Annotated in this window: 17 protein-coding genes; all 17 read left to right on the plus strand. The window is 70.4% G+C overall.

Annotated features, from left to right (window positions below; all coding sequences use genetic code 11):
- Positions 1 to 150: 150 nt before the first annotated feature.
- Positions 151 to 309: a hypothetical protein gene (locus AS96_RS15405; protein WP_005055189.1), complete on the plus strand. Its 159-nt coding sequence runs from the start codon at positions 151 to 153 to the stop codon at positions 307 to 309.
- Positions 306 to 1,142 (plus strand): TlyA family RNA methyltransferase, encoded by an 837-nt coding sequence (locus tag AS96_RS02075; protein WP_036285159.1) that lies wholly within the window; start codon positions 306 to 308, stop codon positions 1,140 to 1,142. Before AS96_RS15405 ends, AS96_RS02075 begins: the two co-directional genes overlap by 4 nt.
- Positions 1,139 to 2,095 (plus strand): NAD kinase, encoded by a 957-nt coding sequence (locus AS96_RS02080; RefSeq protein WP_036285162.1) that lies wholly within the window; start codon positions 1,139 to 1,141, stop codon positions 2,093 to 2,095. Before AS96_RS02075 ends, AS96_RS02080 begins: the two co-directional genes overlap by 4 nt.
- Positions 2,092 to 3,795, plus strand: coding sequence for a DNA repair protein RecN (recN, locus tag AS96_RS02085; RefSeq protein WP_036285165.1), 1,704 nt, complete (start codon positions 2,092 to 2,094; stop codon positions 3,793 to 3,795). Before AS96_RS02080 ends, recN begins: the two co-directional genes overlap by 4 nt.
- Before the next feature lie 6 nt (positions 3,796 to 3,801).
- Positions 3,802 to 5,511, plus strand: a complete 1,710-nt coding sequence (locus AS96_RS02090; RefSeq protein WP_036285168.1) for a CTP synthase — start codon at positions 3,802 to 3,804, stop codon at positions 5,509 to 5,511.
- Complete coding sequence (locus AS96_RS02095; RefSeq protein WP_036285171.1) at positions 5,504 to 6,169, plus strand: NUDIX domain-containing protein; 666 nt, start codon at positions 5,504 to 5,506, stop codon at positions 6,167 to 6,169. Before AS96_RS02090 ends, AS96_RS02095 begins: the two co-directional genes overlap by 8 nt.
- Positions 6,170 to 6,206: 37 nt before the next feature.
- Complete coding sequence (xerD, locus tag AS96_RS02100) at positions 6,207 to 7,133, plus strand: site-specific tyrosine recombinase XerD (protein WP_036285174.1); 927 nt, start codon at positions 6,207 to 6,209, stop codon at positions 7,131 to 7,133.
- Positions 7,134 to 7,223: 90 nt separating this feature from the next.
- Positions 7,224 to 7,862: a vitamin K epoxide reductase family protein gene (locus AS96_RS02105; RefSeq protein ID WP_036285177.1), complete on the plus strand. Its 639-nt coding sequence runs from the start codon at positions 7,224 to 7,226 to the stop codon at positions 7,860 to 7,862.
- A 73-nt stretch (positions 7,863 to 7,935) separates the two neighbouring features.
- Complete coding sequence (locus AS96_RS02110; protein ID WP_036285180.1) at positions 7,936 to 9,198, plus strand: aminotransferase class V-fold PLP-dependent enzyme; 1,263 nt, start codon at positions 7,936 to 7,938, stop codon at positions 9,196 to 9,198.
- Between the two features lies 1 nt (position 9,199).
- Positions 9,200 to 10,294, plus strand: a complete 1,095-nt coding sequence (locus AS96_RS02115; RefSeq protein WP_036285182.1) for a hypothetical protein — start codon at positions 9,200 to 9,202, stop codon at positions 10,292 to 10,294.
- Between the two features lie 87 nt (positions 10,295 to 10,381).
- Entirely contained in the window at positions 10,382 to 11,266 is an 885-nt protein-coding gene (locus AS96_RS02120; protein ID WP_036285194.1) for a ParA family protein, read from the plus strand.
- The gene (locus AS96_RS02125; protein WP_036285184.1) at positions 11,250 to 12,098 is read left to right on the plus strand and encodes a segregation and condensation protein A; all 849 of its coding nucleotides are present in this window, start codon (positions 11,250 to 11,252) and stop codon (positions 12,096 to 12,098) included. The genes AS96_RS02120 and AS96_RS02125 overlap by 17 nt, the downstream gene beginning before the upstream one ends.
- The gene (scpB, locus tag AS96_RS02130; protein ID WP_036285186.1) at positions 12,088 to 12,696 is read left to right on the plus strand and encodes an SMC-Scp complex subunit ScpB; all 609 of its coding nucleotides are present in this window, start codon (positions 12,088 to 12,090) and stop codon (positions 12,694 to 12,696) included. Before AS96_RS02125 ends, scpB begins: the two co-directional genes overlap by 11 nt.
- Complete coding sequence (locus AS96_RS02135) at positions 12,693 to 13,463, plus strand: pseudouridine synthase (RefSeq protein WP_036285188.1); 771 nt, start codon at positions 12,693 to 12,695, stop codon at positions 13,461 to 13,463. The genes scpB and AS96_RS02135 overlap by 4 nt, the downstream gene beginning before the upstream one ends.
- 11 nt (positions 13,464 to 13,474) lie before the next feature.
- Positions 13,475 to 14,596, plus strand: a complete 1,122-nt coding sequence (locus AS96_RS02140; RefSeq protein ID WP_036285189.1) for a prephenate dehydrogenase — start codon at positions 13,475 to 13,477, stop codon at positions 14,594 to 14,596.
- Positions 14,593 to 15,294, plus strand: coding sequence for a (d)CMP kinase (gene cmk, locus AS96_RS02145; protein WP_036285191.1), 702 nt, complete (start codon positions 14,593 to 14,595; stop codon positions 15,292 to 15,294). The genes AS96_RS02140 and cmk overlap by 4 nt, the downstream gene beginning before the upstream one ends.
- Entirely contained in the window at positions 15,284 to 16,807 is a 1,524-nt protein-coding gene (gene der, locus AS96_RS02150) for a ribosome biogenesis GTPase Der (RefSeq protein ID WP_036285193.1), read from the plus strand. The genes cmk and der overlap by 11 nt, the downstream gene beginning before the upstream one ends.
- The last annotated feature ends 279 nt before the right edge of the window (positions 16,808 to 17,086 follow it).

Consider the following 17,086-nt stretch of genomic DNA (forward strand, 5'->3'; position numbering starts at 1 on the left):
CCGCCGGACTTCTTTTCAGGAAATGGCCACCCAACGCTGGGTGGCCATTTCCCGTTAACACGACCCGAAGCATCGCCATGAACGATGCCGGCAGCTTTCGCTGTCGCCGCGGTCGTGTCGGCGTCGGCGACTATCGTGGAGGGTATGTCCATGAACGCCGACGACTCGCACGCCCGCCGCGAGGATCTGCTGTCCGCGCTCGAGGTGATCGAGGAGCAGCCGCTCGCTGAACGTGCGGCCGCCTATGTCGCGTTGCACGACGATCTCGCGCGCCGGCTCGAGTCCGGTCCGCGCGACGGCGCGCAGTGACGGCTCGACTCGACGCGGCCTTGGCCTCTCGCGGGCTGTCCCGGTCGCGCACGCAGGCGGCCCGCGACATCGAGGCGGGTCTGGTCACCGTCGACGGTGTCTACGTGCTCAAGCCGTCGACGCCGGTGTCGGATGACGCTGTGCTCGTCGTCGACGGCGCCGATCACTACGTGAGCCGGGCAGCACACAAGCTCCTGGCAGCCCTCGACGCCTTCGACGTGGAGGTCGCGGGTCGCGAAGCGCTCGACCTCGGGGCGTCGACGGGCGGGTTCACTCAGGTACTGCGCGAGCGTGGAGCGAGTCGGGTCGTCGCGGTCGACGTCGGCCACGACCAGTTGGCTCCCTTGATCCGAAGCGATGCGGGCGTCTGCGTCGTGGAGGGGTTCAATGTCCGGTACATGACGGCCGCGTCGGTGTCCGACGCGGCCGGCTTTCCCATCCACCCCGATGTGATCGTTGCGGACTTGTCGTTCATTTCGCTCACGCTGGTGATGCCGGCCATCGCGGCTGTCGCGCCGGCGCACAGCGACATCATCCTGCTGATCAAGCCGCAGTTCGAGGTGGGGCGCACCGGTGTGCGTGAGGGCCTGGTCACGGATGCCGCGGCTCGCGCCGACGCTGCGGCCGGGGTGCTGTGGGCTGCGTGGGATGCGGGGCTGGCGACGGCGGGATTCATCTCTTCGCCCCTCGCCGGCACGCACGGCAATCACGAGTACCTCGTCCACCTGCGCCCGCGCGATCAGCGTCCACCGGATGATGGCGACGCGCTGGCCTCCCATGGCAATCCGACAGAATGGCTGAGGACGATCGACGAAGCGACGGGAGCGGTATGACAGATCCGACAACGCCGCGCTCCATCCTCGTCGTGGCGCACGCGCGCCGCGACGACACGGTGGCAGCGGCTCGGCGGGTGATCGCCGCGCTCATCGCCGCCGATGCTCGTCCGGTGCTCGCGGTGGACGATCCGCAGCTGGTGGATGCGCTGTCGGATCTCGGCCCCCTCGCCGCCCTGGGGACTGACGTCGCGGTCACCGACATCGAGCTGGCGGTGGTGTTGGGCGGCGACGGCACGATTCTGCGCGCCGCCGAGCTCGTGCGCGACGGTGCCGCCCCGATCCTCGGCATCAACATGGGGCACGTCGGCTTCCTCGCCGAGATCGATCCGGACGACATCGACGATGCGATGCGTCGCATCATCGCCTGCGACTATCAGGTCGAGGAGCGGATGACGCTCTCCGTGCGCGTCAAGGACGCGGGCGGAGACGTCATCTACGAGACCTGGGCCCTCAACGAGGCCACCGTCGAGAAGGCGGCGCGGGAGCGGATGATGGAGGTCGTCATGGAGATCGACCGCCGACCGCTGTCGAGTTTCGGTTGCGACGGCGTCGTGATCGCCACCCCAACCGGCTCCACCGCCTACAACTTCTCAGCCGGCGGCCCGGTGATCTGGCCCACCGTCGACGCGATCGCCGTCGTTCCGCTGTCGGCTCACGCGCTGTTCGCGCGCCCGCTGGTGGTGGGACCAGAAGCCACTGTTGCGATCGAGGTGCTCGCGCGCACGGACGGCACGGGAATCATGTGGTGCGACGGCAGACGCTCTCACGACCTGCCGCCCGGGGCTCGCGTCGTCGTACGCAAGTCCTCGCAGCCCGTGCGCCTTGCGCGCCTGCATCCGGCTCCGTTCACCGACCGGCTGGTGCGGAAGTTCCAGCTGCCGGTGACCGGATGGCGCGGTCCCGATGAGACCTCAGCATCACGGCCGATGGGCGCGGAGGGGCGCGCGTGATCGAGCAGATGACGCTTCGGGACCTCGGTGTCATCGCTCACGCGACGCTTCCGATGGGTCCCGGCTTCACCGCCATCACCGGAGAGACCGGAGCCGGAAAGACGATGGTCGTCACCGGGCTCGGCCTCCTTCTCGGCGCGCGCGCCGACTCGGGCGTCGTCCGCGCCGGCGCGGCCCAGGCGGCCGTCGAGGGCGTGTGGCTGGTCCCCGAGTCGGGCGCCGTGGCTGACCGCGTGGCGGATGCCGGGGGAGAGGTCGAACCGATCGGTGACGGGCGCGCCGAGCTGTACCTGGGCCGCACGGTCACCGCGGAGGGACGCAGCCGCGCGAGCGTCGGCGGTCGCGCCGCGCCCGCGGGCGTGCTCGCCGATCTCGCCGAGCAGCTCGTCGTCGTCCACGGCCAGTCCGATCAGCTCCGGTTGCGTTCGGGCGGAGCCCAGCGCGATGCGCTCGACCGCTTCGGCGCCGCGGAGATCGGGCCCGTCCTGGAGCAGTACCGGCGGGCCTACGCCGCGCAGCGTGAGCTCGCCGCCCAGATCGCGGAGATCACCGGCAACGCCGAGGCGCGCGCTGCCGAAGCCGAACAGCTGCGTGCTGCTCTTGCCGAGATCGAGCAGGTCGATCCGCAGCCGGGCGAAGACATCGAGCTCGCCCAACGTGCCGAACGACTGTCGAACGTCGAGGAACTGCGCCAGGCGGCCGCCATCGCCCACGATGCGCTGTCGGGCGGCGGTGACGTCCCCGATGTGGGACTGCTCGTCGCCGAGGCGCGTCGCGCGCTGGAGAGGGTGGTCCGCGCCGACACCGTGCTGGCCGCCCATGCAGCGATCCTCGACGACATCTCGTATCGGGTCGCTGATCTCGCCACCGAGCTGAGCGCGTACCTGGCGGATCTGGACGATGCAGGCCCCCACGAACTCGCCGCGGTCGAGGAGCGCCGGGCCGCCGTGACGAGCATCGTGCGTGCCCACGGCAGCCTGGAAGCCGCACTCGAGCTGGCTCGATCGGGCGCGTTCCGTCTCGCCGAGCTCGACGACGACGGAGAGCGCATCGCGCGTCTCCGCGGCGACGAGCGCGACGCCGCGGCCGTCCTGGACGCGGCCGCCGAACGACTCACGGCCGCTCGTCGCGCGGCGGCGGAGCGGCTCGCGACCGCCGTCACCGAGGAGCTGCACGCGCTCGCGCTGCCCGACGCACGCGTCGTCGTCGCCGTCGAGGAGGGTGGGGCGTCGGCATCCGGCCGGGACGAGGTGACGATTCTGCTGGCGCCGCACCCGGGCGCCGAGCCCCGCCCGGTCGCCAAGAGCGCATCCGGGGGCGAGCTCAGCCGCGTCATGCTCGCGATCGAGGTGGTCATCGCGGGCACCGGCGGTGTGCCCACCTTCGTGTTCGACGAAGTGGATGCCGGGATCGGCGGCGCCGCCGCGATCGAGGTGGGTCGCCGCCTCGCACGCCTCGCCGAGACGAGTCAGGTCATCGTCGTCACCCACCTCGCCCAGGTGGCGGCCTTCGCCTCGAACCACCTCAGCGTGGTCAAAGCCGGCGACGGCTCGGTCACCGCCTCGAGCGTGCGCGCGCTCACCGGCGCGGACCGTGAGGCCGAGATGGCGCGACTGCTGTCGGGGCTGGCCGATTCGACGACCGCACTCGAGCACGCCCGGGAGCTTCTGAGCCTCGGCCACTCCGGACTGATAGGATGAAAGCCCGTGACGGACACTCATTCAGCAGGTAAGACGGCGGGCAAGACTTCAAGCGACACCACCAAGCACATCTTCGTGACGGGCGGTGTCGTTTCGTCTTTGGGGAAGGGTCTGACCGCCGCGTCTCTGGGCAATCTGCTGACGGCGCGCGGACTGCGCGTGGTGATGCAGAAGCTCGACCCGTACCTGAACGTCGACCCGGGCACGATGAACCCGTTCCAGCACGGCGAGGTGTTCGTCACCGACGACGGTGCGGAGACCGACCTCGACATCGGGCACTACGAGCGCTTTCTCGACATCGAGCTGAGTCAGGCCGCCAACGTGACCACGGGGCAGATCTACTCCCAGGTGATCGCGCGCGAGCGCCGCGGCGAATACCTCGGCGACACGGTGCAGGTCATCCCGCACATCACCGACGAGATCAAGCGCCGCATGCGCCTGCAGGCCGACGAGACGCCCAAGCCCGACGTGATCATCACCGAGATCGGCGGCACCGTCGGCGACATCGAGTCGCAGCCGTTCATCGAGTCGGCGCGTCAGATCCGCCATGAGCTCGGACGCAAGAACGTGTTCTTCGTGCACGTGTCGCTCGTGCCGTTCATGGGCGCGTCGGGCGAGCAGAAGACCAAGCCCACCCAGCACTCCGTGGCGGCCCTGCGTTCGATCGGCATCCAGCCCGACGCTCTCGTGCTGCGCAGCGACCGCCCCGTCACCGAGTCGAACAAGCGCAAGATCGCGCTGATGTGCGACGTGGACGAGGATGCCGTGGTCAACGCGATCGACGTGCCCTCCATCTACGACATCCCCACGATGCTCAACGAGCAGGGCCTCGACAGCTACATCGTCGATGCGCTCGGTCTCGGCGCCAAGGCGGCCGAGGTCGACTGGACGCGCTGGAGCAAGGTCCTCAACGCCGTGCACAACCCCAAGCACGAGGTGACGATCGGTCTCGTAGGCAAGTACATCGACCTGCCCGACGCCTACCTGTCGGTCACCGAGGCGCTCAAGGCCGGTGGTTTCGCGCAGGAGACCAAGGTGCAGGTCCAGTGGATCGCCTCCGACCTCTGCGAGACGCCGGAGGGCGCGGAGAAGGCGCTCGGCGCGCTCGACGGCATCGTCGTTCCCGGTGGCTTCGGCATCCGCGGCATCGAGGGCAAGCTCGGCGCCCTGCGCTTCGCCCGCGAGCAGGGCATCCCGACCCTCGGCATCTGCCTGGGACTGCAGTGCATGGTCATCGAGTACGCGCGCAACGTCGCCGGCATCGAGGGAGCCTCCTCCAGCGAGTTCGATCCCGACACCACGCACCCGGTGATCGCGACGATGGCCGAGCAGGTCGACATCATCGACCACGGCGACATGGGCGGCACGATGCGGCTCGGGCTCTACGAGGCCGAACTGGCCGCGGGGTCGCTGGCGGCCGAGGTGTACGGCGCCGAGCGCGCCAGCGAGCGTCACCGCCACCGCTACGAGGTCAACAACCGTTACCGCGATCAGATTGCCGGCGCCGGCATGTGGTTCTCGGGTCTGTCGCCCGACCACGGGCTCGTCGAGTACGTCGAGCTGCCGCGCGACGTGCACCCGTACTACATCGCCACGCAGGCACACCCCGAGCTGCGTTCGCGGCCGACCGAGGCGAACCCTCTGTTCCGCGGGCTCATCGCGGCGGCACTGGACCGGCACCGCTCGAGCGAGCTCTTCGAGGTCGAGGGTGACTGACCCGACGGCGGCGGGGCCACTGACCGACGAGGCGGTCGAGGTCGAGGTCGTCCGCAGCGAGACGCCGTTCGTCGGACGGGTGTGGAACATCCGTCGCGACGAGGTCGCCTACAACGGGGCGTCCATCGTCCGGGAGTACATGGATCACACCGGCGCGGTGGCGGTGTTCGCGCTCGATGAGAACGATCGGGTGCTGCTCATCAAGCAGTACCGTCACCCGGTGCGGCTGCGTGACTGGGAGATCCCGGCCGGGTTGCTCGACATCGGCGGTGAGTCGCCGCTCGTGGCGGCTCAGCGCGAGCTGGCCGAAGAAGCGGACCTTGTCGCGGCATCCTGGAACGTGCTGGGGGAGTTCATGACCTCGCCCGGCGGCAGCGACGAGACGATCCGCATCTACCTCGCACGCGATCTGCGTGCGGCGGAGGAGACGTTCGCCCGGGAGGCGGAAGAAGCCGACATCGAGGTGCGGTGGGTGCCGCTGGATGAGGTCGTCGACGCCGTGCTCGCGCGCCGTGTGCAGAATCCGTCACTGGTCGTCGGGGCGCTCGCCGCCCACGCGTCCCGCGCGCGGGACTGGGCGACGCTGGCTCCGGGCGACGCACCCTGGCCGCGGCGGTCACGGAGCGTCGGCGAGGACGGATCCGGCCACGCGCGGTGACGGGCATCGGTGAGCGTGCGTCGGAGCGGATGATGCGGTGAAGCTCGAGCGTGCGATCGACGCGTATCTGCGTCACATCACGATCGAGCGCGGCCTTTCGGAGCACACGGTCGCGGCGTACCGGCGCGATCTCGGAGGCTATGGCGAGTGGCTCGCCGCCGCGGGCGTCGAGGACACATCCGACATCACCCCGGCTGTCGTCGCGCAGTTCACCGCGGATCGCGCTGCCGCCGATCCGCCGCCGGCGGCGACGTCTCTGGCGCGGTTGCAATCGTCGGTGCGCGGCCTGCACCGCTTCCTCGTGCGGGAGGGGATCGAGCTCTCCGACGCGAGCGATCGCCTGACCCCGCCGAAGACGCCCCAACGCCTTCCGAAGGCGTTGACGATCGATCAGATCGCGGCGCTTCTGGATGCCGCCGGCCCTGCGCCCGGCATCGCCACCGAGACCGATGCGATCCGCCTTCGCGACCGCGCTCTGCTCGAACTGCTCTACGCCACCGGCGCGCGCGTCTCGGAGCTGATGCAGCTCGACGTCGACGACATCGCGGGCGACACCGAACTGCTGCGCGTGCGCGGAAAGGGGCAGAAGGAGCGCATCGTCCCGGTCGGCTCGTACGCCCGCGCCGCCGTTGACGCCTATCTGGCCCGTTCTCGCCCGGAACTCTCACGTCGCGGGCACGCGAGCCCGCGCCTGTTCCTCGGCGCGCGGGGGGCGCCGCTGTCGCGCCAGGGCGCGTGGCTGATCATCCAGGCGGCGGCCGAGCGCGCCGGCCTGCAGGCGCACGTCTCGCCGCACACCTTCCGGCACTCGTTCGCGACGCACCTCCTCCAGGGCGGGGCCGATGTGCGCGTCGTACAGGAGATGCTCGGTCACGCCTCCGTCGCGACGACGCAGATCTACACGCACGTGACCGTCGACGCCCTGCGTGACGTGTACCTCACGTCGCACCCGCGGGCGCGCTGACTCTCCCACGGCCGCAATCGGGCCATGTCGGCGGGATAAATCCGGCGCATCCAGACCGCACGGCGACCCGCGGCGAGAGACGATGGCGCCATGATCGTTGCGCCTTCTCCCCTCGCGACCGCTCCCGCGGCGCCTCGCCTCCACCGTCCGCGGCGGGGCCTGGCGATCTGGTGGATCGTCGCCGGAGCACTCGGCGGTATCGTCGCGTTCCTGCTGTACCTCGAGTACATCGGCCAGTTGACGGGCGGGACGCCGCTCATCAGCTGCAGCATCAGCCCGATCGTGACGTGCGGCCCGAACCTGCTGTCACCGGGGGGCAACCTGCTGGGATTCAGCAACGCGATCATCGGCATCATGCTGTTCTTCGGGCCCATCTATGCGGGCGTCTCGGCACTGGCCGCCCCCGCGGGGCTGCGCACCTGGTTCTGGCGGGTGTATGCGATCTTCGTCGCGGGCGCGTTCGTGTTCGTGCACGTGCTCGCGTACCGCAGCGTCTTCGAGTACGGGTCGCTCTGCCCCTGGTGCATGGTGATCTGGCTCGTGACGATCCCGCTGTTCTGGACGGTGCTGGGCTGGACTCTCGCCGACGGCGTCTGGGGCGGCGCGGACGTCGCGCGGCGCATCGGCGCCGTGGTGCTGTCGTGGCTGCCTCTGGTCGTCGTGCTGGACTACCTCGTGATCGCGGTGGCGGCCCAGCTGCGGCTGGACGTCATCGGCAGCCTCATCTGAGCCTCGGCGGCGCCCGGATCTTTCACGGCCGGAGCGCCGCCGCGGGAAGGGGAGGTCCGACCACAATGGCGGCATGGATGCCGCGCGCCGCCCGACCCGACGAGGGCTCTTCGGTCGGCGCGCCGAGGAAGCGCCCGTCACCCGCGTTGCCGAGGCGAGATCCGCGGACCGTCCGGGTTTCGACTATCTGGACAGCGACGAGGTCTACCTCGACTCCGCCTGCCAGACGCTGCGACCCCAGCCGGTGATCGACGCCGTCCAGGACTACTACCTGCACCTCTACGCCTGCGGCGGGCGTGTGCGCTATGACGCGGGGCGGCGGGTGGATGCCGAGGTGGCACGGGTGCGAGAACGGACGCTCGCCGCCCTGGGACTGTCACCTCGCCACTACTCGTGCGCCTTCACGCTGAACACCACCTACGGACTCAACCTGCTCCTGTCGGCGCTGGCGCCCGGGCGCTTCGCCCGCATCGTCACCACCGTCACCGAGCACAATGCGGTGTTCCTCTCGACGATCGCGGCCGCGCGGCGTGCCGGCATCCCTCGCGTCGTCGTGGAGCGGGACGACGATGCACGCGTGCTCGTCGATGCGGAGACGATGCGCGACGCGGTCGTGGTCGTGTCGGCGATGGACAACGTGATCGGTGCGGTGACGCCGGACCTCCGCGAACTCATCACCAGCGTGCACCGCGTCGGCGGCATCGTGATCGTCGACGCCGCGCAGGCGGCCGGTCACGCCCTGGAGTCTCTGCGCGGTCTCGACGCCGACGCGATCTGCTTCTCGGCGCACAAGATGTACGGACCGTCGCTCGGCGTCGTCGTCGCCACCCGTGAGTTGCTGCTCTCGCTCGAGCCCGTCATGGTCGGCGGCGGCCAAGTGAGTGCCGTGACCGCCGACGACTTCGCACTGCTGCCCGATCCGCACACTCGGCTCGAACCGGGTCTGCAGGCATGGGCGGAGATCATCGGCTTCGGCGCCGCCCTGGAGTGGAGCGGCGATTTCCGCAGCGGCGCGGGAGAGACGCTCGCCGCCCACGAGGCGCGGCTCGGTGCCCGGTTGCACGCGGGGCTCGCCGCGCTCCCGCGCCTGCAGATGATCGGTGACGCGTCGCCCGTGATCTCGGTGCTGCCCGAGCGCGTCGACGGGCACCGGCTCGCCGCCTTCCTCGCGCGCGGCGGCATCGCCGTCCGCAGCGGCGCGTTCTGCGCGCACTACTGGATTCTGGAGCGTCGCGGCCTCGGCCCGCTCGTGCGCTTCAGCGTGGGCGCCCACAACACCGACGCGGACATCGACCGCACCCTCGAGGTCATGACCGCGATGATGAAGGGACTGTGACGTGGTCTGCATCGTCGCGTTCTTCGTCGTGCTCGTGCTCTCTGCCGTATCGGCGAAATATCGCAAGCTCCTCGGGAAGGCGTGGGGGTGCGCGTGGCGCCGAGTGACGCTGCGCCCGTGCGACACGACCTTCCGCGACGACGTCAAGAACTCGCTCCTGGCGCCCCTGGCGGTGCGCGCGCCCCGCCTCGTACGGCCGGCCAGCATCGCGATCGAGGTCCTCGCCTGGCTCATGGTGCTGAGCCTCATCGTCAGCCTCTATCTCGTCGGGCGCAGCGGCCTGAACCTCCTCGTCTACGGCACGTGCGACAAGCAGAACGCGCAGGCCTGCTCCCTCGCCGCGCAGGCGTGCTCGATCGACGCCATCCAGCCCGGGTTCTGGGAGTCGATCGGAGAGGGCGACGTGCTCGGCGCCTTCGGCCGCGAGTTCGCGTCGGTGGGCGACACGATCGCGACGGTCCCCGGTCGGCTGCGCACCTGGGATGCCGCGGACTTCGCCCCCGCCGATGCCACCTACCTCGGCGGGTACACCGCCGGGCGTCCCACGGCGCTGGAGGTGCTCGATCCCGGCTGCCACTACTGCGCGCAGCTGTTCCGCAACATGCGCGAGGCCGGCTTCGATCAGACGCACAACGTGACCTACCTCGCCTATCCGATCCGCGCCGGCGTCGGCGACAAGTTCGCCAACTCGCAGCTGATCGCCACCTACCTCACCGCGATCCGTGCGTTCGAGGCCGAGCGCGCGCCGGCCGGCTCGACGAACGCTGCCGCCGAGACCGGTGACTGGTTCATCCTCGAGCAGCTGTTCACGACGCAGGCGGCCGACGGCACCACGACCCAGGAGTGGATGAACCGCGCGAGCGCCGCCGACGCCACCCTGCGTCTGCAGCAGTGGCTGAGCGACGACGGCTACACCGCGGACGACATCGCGCGGATCGTCGCCCTCACCGGATCGCCGGAGGTTGCGGCATCCCTCCAGCACGCACGCGACGTCGTCGAGAACGAGATCCGGACCGTATCGATCCCGTCGCTGATCGCCGGTGGAGGGCTTCACGCCGGGCTCGTCGACGTCGACACCCTGCGGGGCCTCGGCTGAGCCGCCGCCACCCTGTGCGAGAATCGAGGAACACGGCGGCGCAGGTCCGTCAGGCCCTGGGAAGGGCATCAGGAAGCAGGAGTGTCGGTGGCGGATAAGACGCGGGGGACGAAGAAGGCCCTCTCGGAGGACGTGCCCATCGGTCCCACCGGTCGGCCGTACCAGGGCTTCCCGACCCCGCCGCCGCTGTCGGCGCACGGCCCCGCGCGCATCATCGCCCTCTGCAACCAGAAGGGCGGCGTCGGCAAGACGACGACCACGATCAACCTGGCCGCCTCGCTCGCCCAGTACGGGCGTCGCGTGCTCGCCATCGACTTCGACCCCCAGGGTGCGCTGTCGGCGGGCCTGGGCATCCAGACCCACGACATCCCCACGATCTACGACCTGCTCCTGGACACGAAGCGCGATCCGCACGAGACGATCGTGCACACCTCGGTCGAGGGTCTCGATGTCATCCCGGCCAACATCGACCTGTCGGCGGCGGAGGTGCACCTCGTCAACGAGGTCGCCCGCGAGACGATCCTCGCGCGCGTGCTGCGCAAGGTCGCGGGGGAGTACGACGTCATCCTCATCGACTGCCAGCCGTCGCTGGGACTGCTCACGGTCAACGCCCTCACGGCGAGCCATGGTGTGCTCATCCCGCTGGAGTGCGAGTTCTTCGCCCTGCGCGGGGTCGCCCTGCTCATCGAGACGATCGACAAGGTGCGCGACCGGCTCAACCCGGCGATCGAGCTGGACGGTGTGCTCGCGACGATGTACGACCCGCGGACGCTCCACTCGCGCGAGGTGCTCGAGCGGGTTGTGGAAGCGTTCGGCGACGACGTCCTGGAGACGGTGATCGGGCGCACGGTGAAATTCCCGGACGCGTCGGTGTCGGGCGTTCCCATCACCACGTTCGCCCCGGAGCACGCCGCCGCCCAGGCCTACCTGCGCCTCGCGCGGGAGCTGGTGGCTCGTGGCGCCGTCGCCTGAGGACCCCGAGGTCATCACCGCCGAGACTCCGACCGCCCCGGAGGGCGAGCCGACCGGGTTCCGGGTCTCGCTGGGCAACTTCGACGGTCCGTTCGATCTGCTGCTGACGTTGCTCGGCACGCACGAGTTGGACATCACCGAGATCTCGCTCAGCAAAGTCACCGACGAGTTCATCTCGTACCTGAAGGGCCTCGAATCCGACGACGAGCTCGACCAGGCATCCGAGTTCCTCGTCGTCGCCGCGACCCTGCTGGACATGAAGGTCGCGGGCCTGCTGCCGCAGGGCGAGCTGGTGGATGCCGAGTCCGTCGCCCTGCTGGAGGCGCGCGACCTGCTGTTCGCGCGGCTGCTGCAGTATCGGGCGTTCAAAGAGGTGTCGGCCTGGTTCGAACGGAGCCTGCGTCGCGAAGACCGGCGGCACGTGCGTGCGGTGCGCCTCGACGAGAAGTACCGTCGTGCCGTTCCGGAGCTCGTCTGGACGCTGTCCAAGGAGGACTTCGCAGCCCTCGCGATGCTCGCCTTCGCACCGAAGGAGATTCCGCACGTCGGACTCGACCACCTCCACGCGCCGCTCGTGTCCATCCGCGAGCAGGCCGCGATCGTCGTGACGCTGCTGCGCGACGCGGGAACCCTCAACTTCCGGGAGCTCGTCGCCGGGGTCGCACAGACCGGCGTCGTCGTCGCCCGCTTCCTCGCGGTGCTCGAGCTCTACCGCCACGCCGCCCTCTCGTTCGAGCAGCTCGAGCCGCTCGGCGAGCTCACCCTGCGCTGGACCGCCGAGCGGTGGTCCGAAGAGAACCTCGCCACCCTGGGAGCCGACTATGACCACTGAGACCGACAGCGACACCGCCCCACCGGTGCGCTCACAGGTGCCCGCTGACGTCGCGCGCCGCATCGAGGCCATCCTGCTGATCGTCGACGAGCCGCAGAGCCTCGTCGCCCTCGCCGCCGCCGTCGGCGCCCCGGTGCCGGCCGTGCGTCAGGCCGTCGAGGGACTCGTCGCCGACTACGACGGCGAGACGGGCGGTCCTCGCCGTGGTTTCGAGCTTCGCGAAGTGGGTGGCGGCTGGCGGCTGTACGTGCGCGATGAGCACGACGACCTCATCGCCGAGTACGTCGGCGGCCAGGCCCCGTCGCGCCTGTCGCAGGCGGCGCTGGAGACGCTCGCCGTCATCGCGTACAAGCAGCCCGTCACTCGCAGCCAGGTCGCCTCGATCCGCGCCGTCAACGTCGACTCGGTGGTGCGCACGCTGCTGGCGCGAGGCCTCATCACCGAGCTGTTCACCGACCCCGAGACCGGCGCGATCAACTACGGCACGACCGACGCGCTGCTGGTGAACCTGGGCATCAACTCCCTCGACGAGCTGCCGCACATCTCGCCGCTGCTCGACGACGGCTCGGACGGTTTCGATGCGGAGGTGCTGCGATGACGAACACACCGGATGCCGAGGGCGTGCGCCTGCAGAAGGTGCTCGCCAATGCCGGAGTCGCCTCGCGTCGGGTCTGCGAGCAGTACATCGTGGAGGGCCGGATCCGGGTGAACGGAGAGGTCGTCACCGAGCTCGGACGCCGCATCGACCCGGCATCCGACCTCGTCGATGTGGACGGCACAGCGATCCAACTCGACACCACCAAGCGCTACGTCATGCTCAACAAGCCGACCGGCGTCGTCTCGTCGATGAAGGACGAGCAGGGCCGCCCCGACCTCCGCCGTTTCACGAAGGACTGGGACGAGCGGCTCTACAACGTCGGCCGGCTGGATGCCGAGACCTCGGGACTGCTCGTGCTGACCAACGACGGCGAGCTCGCCCATGTGCTGGCCCACCCCTCGTTCGGCGTCACCAAGGTCTACATCGCGAAGGTCACCGGTCGCGTGACCGCCCAGACGATCGCGCAGCTGACCGCGGGCGTCGACTTGGAGGACGGACCCATCGCCGCCGACAAGGCGCGCCTGCTCGACACCTCCGGCGGCACCTCTCTGGTGGAGCTCACGTTGCACTCCGGGCGCAACCGCATCGTCCGGCGCATGATGGCAGCCGTCGGCCACCCCGTCGTCGACCTCGTGCGACGTCAGTTCGGGCCGCTCCACCTGGGAACCCTCCCGGCGGGGCGGGCCCGCGAGTTGACTACAGTGGAACGCGGCGCACTGCTCACCGTGGCGCGCCAGGCGGCGCCCACGCCGCCCGGGGACAGCTGAGGCGGAGAACAGTGACCGAACAGGCCGTTGCCGATCTGCGCACCCGCGCGGCCCGCACCTCCGGCACGGTCCGGATCGTCGGTGCCGGGCTGCTCGGTGCCAGCATCGGCCATGCGTTGCGCGCGATCGGCGTCGACGTCGCGCTCGCCGACGCGTCGCCCGCGCAGCTGCGGCTCGCCGTCGACTACGGCGCGGGTCGCGCGGCCGCCGACGGTGACCGCCCGCTGCTCGTGGTCGTCGCCGTCCCGCCGGACGTCGTCGCCGACGTCGTCGAGCGCGAACTCGCCGCGTTCCCGGATGCCGTCGTCACCGATGTCGCGAGCGTGAAGCTCGATCCGCTCCGCGAACTGCGCCGACGCGGCGTCGACCTCACGCACTACATCGGCTCGCATCCGATGGCCGGGCGCGAACGCGGCGGGGCCATCTCGGCGCGCGCGGACATCTTCGTGGGTCGTCCGTGGGTCGTGTGCCGTGATGCCGAGACCCCGGCATCCGATCTCGCCCTCGTCGAGGGGCTCGCCCTCGACCTCGGTGCGACGCCCATCGAGATGACGCCCGAAGAGCACGACCGCGCCGTCGCGCTCGTGTCGCACGTGCCGCAGCTGGTGGCATCGCTGCTCGCGGGCCGGTTCGTCGACGCGCCCGACGGCTCGCTGCGGCTGGCCGGACAGGGCGTGCGCGACACGACGCGCATCGCGGCCTCGGCGCCCGAGCTGTGGGTGCAGATCCTCGGCGCGAACGCGGCCCCGGTCGTCGACGTGCTCGACGCGCTCTCCGACGATCTGCGCGCCGTCGCCGACGCGTTGCGCGCCCCCGACGCGCCCGGCGCACGGCGTGCCGTCGCCGACACGATCCGGCGTGGCAACGACGGCGTGGAGCGTCTTCCCGGCAAGCACGGACAGAACCGCCGGTACGAGAGCCTCGTCGTCATGGTCGACGACACGCCGGGTCAGCTCGGTCGCCTGTTCGGCGAGCTCGGCGAGCTCGGCGTCAACGTCGAAGACCTGCGCCTGGAGCATTCGCCCGGTGCGCAGTTCGGTCTGGCCGAGATCAGTGTCGACCCGACGATCCTCCGTCACGCCGAGGACGGCCTGACGGCGCGCGGCTGGAAGATCGCGAGCCTGCCCTCATGACCGTCACGATCGCCATCGACGGGCCCGCGGGCTCGGGCAAGTCCAGCGTGTCCAAGCAGGTGGCGCGCGCCCTCGGCTACGGCTACCTCGACACCGGCGCCGCCTACCGCGCGCTCGCGTGGCACGTGCTGGCGCGGGGGACGGGCGCTGCCTCCGACACGGCGGACGAAGCCGTCGTGGTGGCTGCGGCATCCGAGTTCCCCTACGCCATCTCGCTCGACCCCGACGACTACTGGGTGCGGGTGGGGCAGGCCGACGTGACCGCCGCCATTCGTGAGCCGCGGGTGACCGCCGCCGTCAGCGGTGTCGCCCGCGTTCCCGCCGTCCGCGCGCAGGTCAACGAGTTGTTCCGCCGGCTCGTCCGCGACTCGGGCCGGCCCGGTGTCGTCGTGGAAGGCCGCGACATCACGACCGTGGTCGCCCCCGATGCGGCGGTGCGGATCCTCCTTACCGCCGCACCCGAGGTGCGCGCCGCCCGGCGCAGCGCCGAGCTGTCCGGCGAGGATGCCGATGCCGTCGCCGCGGCACTTCACCGTCGGGATGCCGCCGACAGCACCGTCGTCGACTTCCTCACCGCCGCCGACGGCGTCACGGTCGTCGATTCGACCGAACTTGATTTCGCTCAGACCGTGGAGGCCGTCCTCGACGTGATCTCTGCGACTGACCCCACCCCACAGGAGAACCACGATGGCCGCTGAAGACGAGTACGAGGCCGGTCCCGACCAGATCGAGGAGAAGCTCGCGAACCTCGACGAGGAACTCGCGGAACAGCGGGCGGCGGCGCTGCGCGCCTCGCTCGCCGACTACGACCTGGACGATGAGGACGACGACCTGCTCGCGGGCTTCACCGCCGGCGGCGAGGTCGTCGAGATGCTGCCCGCGCTGCCGGTCGTCGCGATCGTCGGACGGCCGAACGTCGGCAAGTCGGCGCTCGTGAACCGCATCCTCGGCCGCCGCGAAGCGGTCGTCGAAGACACCCCGGGCGTGACGCGAGACCGCGTCACCTACAAGGCCGAGTGGATGGACCGCCGTTTCTCGCTCGTCGACACCGGCGGGTGGGAGCCCGACGCCCGCGGCATCGACCGCTCCGTCGCCGCGCAGGCAGAGGTCGCCATCGACCTCTGCGACGTCGTGCTGTTCGTCGTCGACGCCATGGTCGGCGCCACGGCGACCGACGAGGCCGTCGTGAAGCTGCTGCGCACGACCAAGAAGCCCGTCTTCCTCGTTGCCAACAAGATCGACGATGCCCGCCAGGAGCCCGAGGCTGCGGCGCTGTGGAACCTGGGCCTGGGCGAGCCGCACCCCGTGTCGGCCATCCACGGTCGCGGAGTCGCCGACCTGCTCGACGAGGTCATAAAGGTGCTGCCCGAGGTCTCGGCCGTCGCCAAGGGCGAGCTCGGGGGACCGCGTCGCGTCGCGATCCTCGGCCGCCCCAACGTCGGCAAGTCGTCACTGCTGAACAAGGCCGCCGGTGAGGAGCGCGTCGTCGTCAACGAGCTCGCCGGCACGACCCGCGACCCGGTGGATGAGATCGTCGAGCTCGGCGGCAAGCTGTGGCGCTTCGTCGACACCGCCGGCATCCGTCGCCGTGTGCACCTGCAGCAGGGGGCCGACTTCTACGCGTCGCTGCGCACCTCCGCCGCGCTCGAGAAGGCCGAAGTGGCTGTCGTCGTGCTCGATGTCTCGCAGTCGATCAGCGTGCAGGACCTCAACATCATCGACTTGGTGCTCGAGTCGGGCCGCGCGCTCGTGCTCGCCTTCAACAAGTGGGACCGCCTGAACGACGACGACATGGAGAACTCCGATCGGCGCCGCTACCTCGAGCGCGAGATCGAGCAGGACCTCGCGCACGTCGCGTGGGCTCCGCGTGTGAACATCTCCGCGCGCACCGGCCGTCACCTCGACAAGCTCGTCCCGGCGTTGGAGACGGCGCTGGAGTCGTGGGACCAGCGCATTCCGACCGGGAAGTTCAACGCCTTCCTCGCCGAGCTCATCGCCGAGCACCCGCATCCGCTGCGCGGCGGCAAGCAGCCGCGCATCCTGTTCGGCACGCAGGCGGGCACACGTCCGCCGACCTTCGTGCTGTTCACCACCGGGTTCCTCGACCCGGGCTACCGGCGGTTCATCCAGCGGCGCCTGCGCGAGATCTTCGGCTTCGAGGGCACGCCGATCGTCGTCAACATGCGGGTGCGCGAGCGTCGCCAGCGCTGAGTCCCGCTGTCGCCGTGGCGGGCCGTCTGTGGTGCCGGCGCGGGCTGTGGCGGCGGCGCGCCGCTGACCGAACTGCAAGGCCTCTGCGCCGACACGCGGTGTGATGCGCGGATGCAGCGGCGTGTCGCCCCGCATCCCTTGCAGTTCGGGTGGGTGGGTGGCCGGCCGGGCCGCGCGCCGAGCGGGCTCGGCCGAGCCGGCTGGTCTGTCGGCTCGCGGGGGGGGGGGGGGTCACGCCAGGTGCTTCGTCCCGGTCGTCGAGCGAATGGCGCCGGCCGG

This window comes from Microbacterium sp. MRS-1 (genome assembly GCF_000585455.1).
In the GTDB taxonomy this organism is placed as follows: domain Bacteria; phylum Actinomycetota; class Actinomycetes; order Actinomycetales; family Microbacteriaceae; genus Microbacterium; species Microbacterium laevaniformans.

What these genes read in the sequence shown, in the direction of transcription:
- AS96_RS02080 (WP_036285162.1), top strand. Translation starts at nt 1,139, where the DNA reads ATGACAGATCCGACAACGCCGCGCTCCATCCTCGTCGTGGCGCACGCG.
- AS96_RS15405 (WP_005055189.1), top strand. Translation starts at nt 151, where the DNA reads ATGAACGCCGACGACTCGCACGCCCGCCGCGAGGATCTGCTGTCCGCG.
- AS96_RS02135 (WP_036285188.1), top strand. Translation starts at nt 12,693, where the DNA reads ATGACGAACACACCGGATGCCGAGGGCGTGCGCCTGCAGAAGGTGCTC.
- AS96_RS02110 (WP_036285180.1), top strand. Translation starts at nt 7,936, where the DNA reads ATGGATGCCGCGCGCCGCCCGACCCGACGAGGGCTCTTCGGTCGGCGC.
- scpB (WP_036285186.1), top strand. Translation starts at nt 12,088, where the DNA reads ATGACCACTGAGACCGACAGCGACACCGCCCCACCGGTGCGCTCACAG.
- der (WP_036285193.1), top strand. Translation starts at nt 15,284, where the DNA reads ATGGCCGCTGAAGACGAGTACGAGGCCGGTCCCGACCAGATCGAGGAG.
- AS96_RS02105 (WP_036285177.1), top strand. Translation starts at nt 7,224, where the DNA reads ATGATCGTTGCGCCTTCTCCCCTCGCGACCGCTCCCGCGGCGCCTCGC.
- cmk (WP_036285191.1), top strand. Translation starts at nt 14,593, where the DNA reads ATGACCGTCACGATCGCCATCGACGGGCCCGCGGGCTCGGGCAAGTCC.